General features: G+C 61.7%; 6 protein-coding genes. 5 read left to right on the top strand and 1 reads right to left on the bottom strand.

The features are described from left to right. Positions 1-994, top strand: a 994-nt coding sequence (locus AB4Z11_RS21930; protein ID WP_442027656.1) for a sensor histidine kinase, incomplete at its 5' end; no start/stop codon positions are given. Here AB4Z11_RS21930 and AB4Z11_RS21925 read toward each other — a convergent pair. Further along, the gene (locus AB4Z11_RS21925) at positions 891-1700 is read right to left on the bottom strand and encodes a Crp/Fnr family transcriptional regulator (protein ID WP_442027655.1); all 810 of its coding nucleotides are present in this window, start codon (positions 1698-1700) and stop codon (positions 891-893) included. The two genes, AB4Z11_RS21930 and AB4Z11_RS21925, sit on opposite strands and share 104 nt — an antisense overlap. A gap of 287 nt (positions 1701-1987) precedes the next feature. Between AB4Z11_RS21925 and AB4Z11_RS21920 the strand changes: the two genes are divergently transcribed. The 4 genes from AB4Z11_RS21920 to AB4Z11_RS21905 all read left to right on the top strand — a co-directional run bounded on the left by AB4Z11_RS21920 (position 1988) and on the right by AB4Z11_RS21905 (position 5142). Further along, positions 1988-2662 carry a response regulator transcription factor gene (locus AB4Z11_RS21920; RefSeq protein ID WP_442027654.1) on the top strand — a complete coding sequence of 225 codons (675 nt, stop codon included), beginning with the start codon at positions 1988-1990 and terminating at the stop codon, positions 2660-2662. Further along, positions 2655-3995, top strand: a complete 1341-nt coding sequence (locus AB4Z11_RS21915) for a sensor histidine kinase (protein ID WP_442027653.1) — start codon at positions 2655-2657, stop codon at positions 3993-3995. The genes AB4Z11_RS21920 and AB4Z11_RS21915 overlap by 8 nt, the downstream gene beginning before the upstream one ends. A 107-nt stretch (positions 3996-4102) precedes the next feature. Beyond that, complete coding sequence (locus AB4Z11_RS21910) at positions 4103-4528, top strand: type IV pilin protein (RefSeq protein WP_442027652.1); 426 nt, start codon at positions 4103-4105, stop codon at positions 4526-4528. Continuing rightward, positions 4516-5142, top strand: coding sequence for a pilus assembly FimT family protein (locus AB4Z11_RS21905; protein ID WP_442027651.1), 627 nt, complete (start codon positions 4516-4518; stop codon positions 5140-5142). The genes AB4Z11_RS21910 and AB4Z11_RS21905 overlap by 13 nt, the downstream gene beginning before the upstream one ends. Positions 5143-5284 lie beyond the last annotated feature (142 nt).

Below are 5284 nucleotides of genomic sequence, written 5' to 3'. Positions count from 1 at the left end.
GGGCGAGACCATGGCCGAGCGCAGCACCAATTTTTATCAGGAATACCAGAAGGCCGTCATCATGGGCGCGGGCATCAATGCCGTCGCCATTGTCGTGCTGATCATGTTCTACCAGCTGGTGCGGCGCAGCTTCGTGCACCGTGCGGCCGTGGAGCGCCAATTGCAGCTGTCGAACGAAAGCCTGGAATCGATGGTGGCCAAACGTACCGAGCAGCTATCGATCCTGTCGCGCCACCTGATCTCGATCAGCGAAGAGGAGAAGAAGCGCCTGTCGCGTGAGTTGCATGATGAGATGGGCGCCAACCTGACCTCGATCGGCATGGACATCGCCAACGTCTCGCGCCAGCTGCAGCAAACGCATCCCGAACTGGCCGACCAGTTGCGCCGCGCGCGCAGCACCCTGGTCGACACGGTGGAGCTGAAGCGCCGCATCATTGAAAATCTGCGCCCGAGCTTGCTGGACAATCTCGGCCTGTGCGCGGCGATCGACAGCTATTGCGAAGAGTTCGCCCGCCTGTCGAATATGCCGGTCGAAACCGAAATCGGTCCGGAGGTCGATGCCATTTCCAAGGCCGGCGAAGCGACGCTGTCTATCGCGCTGTTCCGCATCGTGCAGGAATCGCTGACCAATATCCGCAAGTACGCGCGTGCCACGCGTGTCTCCGTGTCGCTGCGCCGGAATAACGAACAGCTGGTGCTGCGCATTATCGACGACGGCATCGGCATCGCGGCCAATACGCTGGCCAAGCCGATGTCTCATGGTTTGCTGGGGATGCGGGAGAGGGCCTTGCTGTTGGGCGGAACCTTGAATATCCGCCGCGGACGAGGTGACCAGGGCACATGCATCGAGGTGTTCATTCCTCTGAAGAGCACCCCGGTCGGGGAGAAGCCTAGCAGCATGCTACATCAGCGAGCAGGCGATCGTACTCCGTTTTCGCCACCTTATAGCACTCACCCGCGTAGCGTTCCAGACCTTCACGATCAAGCACGGTGATATTGCCGCGGCGGTAGGTGATCATGCCGTCTTCCTGCAGCTTGCCGGCGGCGGCCGTAATCGATTCGCGGCGCACACCCAGCATGATCGAAATCATTTCCTGAGTCACCTTCAGTTCGTTCGATGGCGAGCGGTCAAGGCGGTCCAGCAGCCAGCGGCACAGCTTTTGCTCGATCGAGCTGTGGCGGCCGCCGACAGCATTCTGTGCCATCTGGGCGAACAGCGCGGTGTTGTAGCGCATCAGCAGCTGGGGCAGGGCGCCGCCCTGGTTGAAAGCATCGCGCAGTGCTTGCGCTTTCAGGCGATAGCCGTAGCCTGCGCTCTGCACGACACCGGTGCTCATCGCACGTTCGCCGGCGAACATCGACACGCCGACCACGCCTTCGTGGCCGACCACCGCAATTTCGGTGGTGGCGCCGTCCTCCATCACGTACAGCAGGGAGACAATCGCCGTGGTCGGGAAATACACGTATTCAAGCTTGCTGCCGAATTCGAACAGCTCCTTGCCGAACGGCAGCTGGACCAGTTCCAGGTGTTCAAACAGAGACTCCAGGACATCGCGAGGCAGGGCCGCCAGCAACTCATTCTGCTGGGTGCCGCTATAGCTGACAACCGGACGGGACGCCATTTTGAATTCCTGGGAACCTACAGGCATCGCGCGGGAGAGCGAGCTCTTAACGGAAGCGTCAAGTTGGACGTTGTTCATATTATCCTCACAGTGCTTAAAGTAATTCGATTGCTTCGGCGCCCGGTTTTGGACTTTGCGGGCCGGGATTTCGTTCCCGCACATTGCCGATCGCGTTGGTATTACTTTAATTTCCTATGTAGGTTACGAACATAAGACGGGTTACCGCCCAAATGTAGGCTGGTAACATAAGGTTTTGTCAGGCTAGTCCTACATTTGCAATACTCCAAAGCGATTTTTGGTGGCGCACCGTTGAAACCAACTCATCCTGAAGGGATAATGCGCTCACTTCAAACATAAGGCTTTACATGCACGTACTACTGGTGGAAGACGATGCCGTACTGGCCGATGGTCTGGCGCGGGTGCTGACAGGTCATGGCATGGCGGTCGATGTCCTGCGCAATGGCAGTGATGCCGACGTGGCCTTGCAGCGTCCGCAGGCAGCCGATGTGGCCGTTCTCGATATCGGCCTGCCGGGCATCGATGGCTTCGAAGTGGTACGCCGTCTGCGTGCACGCGGCAGCCAGCTGCCGGTGCTGTTGCTGACGGCGCGCGATGCGGTGGAAGACCGCGTGCGCGGCCTCGAAACAGGCGCCGACGATTATCTGGTCAAGCCTTTCGCCACGCCGGAACTGGTGGCGCGCGTGCGCGCGCTGGCACGCCGTAATGCGCCGAATCCTACGGTGCTGTCGATGGGCGATCTTGTTCTGGACACGGGCGCGAAACGTGCCCGCGTGCGCGACAAAGTCATCGACCTCTCGGTACGTGAATGGGCTGTGCTGGAATACCTGCTGCAGCATGGCTCGCGTGTGGTGAGCAAGCAGCAGATCATCGACGCCATCCTGCCCTGGGGCGAAGACGTGACGCCGAATGCGGTGGAAGTCTACATCTCGCGCGTGCGCCAGAAGACCGCCGATGCGGGCATCACCATCAAGACCATTCGCGGTTTCGGCTATATGTTGGAGCCCACCGCCAATGTCTAGCATCCGCCTGCGGCTGCTGCGCTGGCTGATCGGGCCTATCCTGCTGCTCAACCTCGCCGGCGGGGCGCTGATTTACGCGCTGGCCTGGCTGCCGGCGCAAGTAGCCTTCGATCAAAGCTTGACGGACGCCGCCAGCGCCCTCGGCGCGCGCCTGCAACTGCACGGCGATCAGCTGGTGGTCGACCTGCCGCGTCAGGCCGAACAGGTGCTGCGCAATGACGATACCGATGCCGTCTATTTTTCCGTACGCGATGCGAGCGGACGCCTGGCGGCAGGCGATGCCGTGCTGCCAGTGCTCGCATCGCGTGCCACATCACAAGCCTTTGACGGCGAACTGCATGGCGAGCCGGTACGTATGGTGTCAGTGCGTGGCAAAGCCGGTGACCAGCGGGCCACCATCATCGTCGCCAAGACCCAGCGCAAGCGCGCGCAGACGCGTGCCGCCATCGTGCGCGCCATGCTGCCGCTGGCGGCCCTGCTGACAATTGCGTCCGCCGGCCTGGTGTGGTTCTCCGTCACGCGCGGCTTGCAGCCGCTGCAGCGCCTGCGCTCCGACATCAAGGCGCGCCCGTCCGACGATGTGTCGCCGATACCGCCGGCCGAAGTGCCGCAGGAATTGGCGCCCGTCGTGACGGCGTTCAATGGCTTGCTGGACCGCGTGCGCGACGGCGCCCAGGCACAGCAGGACTTCCTGGCGAATGTGGCGCATCAGCTGCGCACGCCGCTGGCGGGCCTGCGCACCCAGCTCGAATGGATGGAGCAGCATCAYAGCTCGCCCGCTTCCGCGCATTCGCTGGACCTGATGCTGTCATCGACCGAGCGCATGATCCGCCAGGTCAATCAGCTGCTGGCGCTGGCGCGCGCCGAACCTGCCCATTTCGAAAAAGAGCGGCTGGAACCGCTGTCGCTGGACCAGCTGGTGGAAGAGTCGATTCAGCACTTCGTCGAACAGGCCAGCCGCAAGCAGATCGATCTGGGCTTCGAGCTGCAGCCGACCACCGTGCGCGGCGACCGCTTCCTGCTGCGCGACCTGATCGACAACCTGGTCGACAACGCGCTGCGCTATACCCCGCCGCAAGGCACGGTCACCGTCTCCTGCTTCCCGCACAAGGGCGGCGGTTTGCTGACGGTGGAAGACTCCGGCCCCGGCATTCCCCCGGCCAAGCGCGAAGCCGTCTTCAGCCGCTTCGTACGCCTGGACGAGAAGACCACCGGCAGCGGATTGGGCCTCGCCATCGTGCGCGATATCGCATCCGCCCACGGGGGAAATGTCAGCATCGACACACCGGCAGGCGGGCAGGGCGCCGTATTTACGGTCCGTTTCCCGGTCTGAACCGCAAAAAAACTGTCCTTGTCAGGGTTTTGTCAGGATTTCCTCAGGGAAATGCAAGCTTCGGTGGCTAGACTAGGCTTATCAAAGTCTAAGCTGGAGCTAAAAAGATGAAACGCGCACAACAAGGGTTCACGCTGGTGGAAGTCATGATCGTGGTGGCAATTGTGTCCATCCTGTCGGCGGTCGCCATTCCGGCGTACACCGACTACGTGACGCGCGGCCGCCTGACTGAAGCGTTCACGGGCTTGGGCGGCGCCCAGTCTTCCGCTGAACAGTTCTGGGCCAATAACCGCACTTACGTGGGCTTCGACACCGCCCAGAGCTTCCCTGGCGCCAGCGCCAATTTCAGTTACGCRCTCAGCAATGCCACCGCCTCCAGCTATACGGTGACGGCGACCGGCAAGGGCAAGATGAACGGTTTCGTGTACACCATCGACCAGAGCGGCAATCGCGCGACCACCGGCAGCCCGACGGGATGGGGCACCAACGCCGGATGCTGGGTAGACAAAAAGGGTGGCCAATGCTCCAACTAAGATCACAGCGCGGCTTCACGCTGGTCGAACTGATGGTTGGCGTGAGCATTCTGTCAGCCCTGATGTTCCTTGGCATTCCGGCCATGACGCAATGGATGGTGACCAACAAGGCCAGGCTGACGTCCGAGTTCTATGCCGATGGCCTGAGCACGGCACGGCGGCAGGCGGTGGTACACAATGCGCGCACCCGCTTTACGGTGTCGAACAATGCCACCAATGGCCAGATGGATTGGCAGATCGATATCTGCTTCCCCACCGCGACCACACCGTGCAATAGCAACAGTGGAGTCTGGTCTACCACGGCGACTGCTGCGCCAGGCGATCCGCTTGGGGCAGCCGGCTTCAAGTCTGTATTCCGTTCGGCCGACCGCCTCGTGCAGAGCAATATCATGGCGCCCTCGGTGCAACCATCGGATGCCACTGCGGTCTATTTCACAGAAGTGGGCTGGGTGGATACCAACAGCAATCCGCGCCTGACCCGCCTCCAGTTCGACCCGGCGGCGAAATACAAGGGCGAGGTCCCGGCGGTAGCGCTTGTGATCACGCTGGCCGGACTGGCATCCAAATGCGACCCCACCAAGAACGGTACCGACTCGAGAGCATGCCCACCATGAACAAACGCCATTTCCGAACTACGCGCCGGCAGGAAGGTATTGCCTTGCTGGAGTCGCTGATTGCCGCGGTCATCCTGGCGATCGGTCTGCTGGGCACAGTTGGTCTGCCTGGCGATCGGTCTGCTGGGCACAGTTGGTCTGC

Origin of the sequence: Pseudoduganella sp. RAF53_2 (assembly GCF_052113985.1) — a bacterium.
Lineage (GTDB): Bacteria > Pseudomonadota > Gammaproteobacteria > Burkholderiales > Burkholderiaceae_D > Rugamonas.
This window is presented reverse-complemented; position numbering and strand designations above follow the sequence as displayed.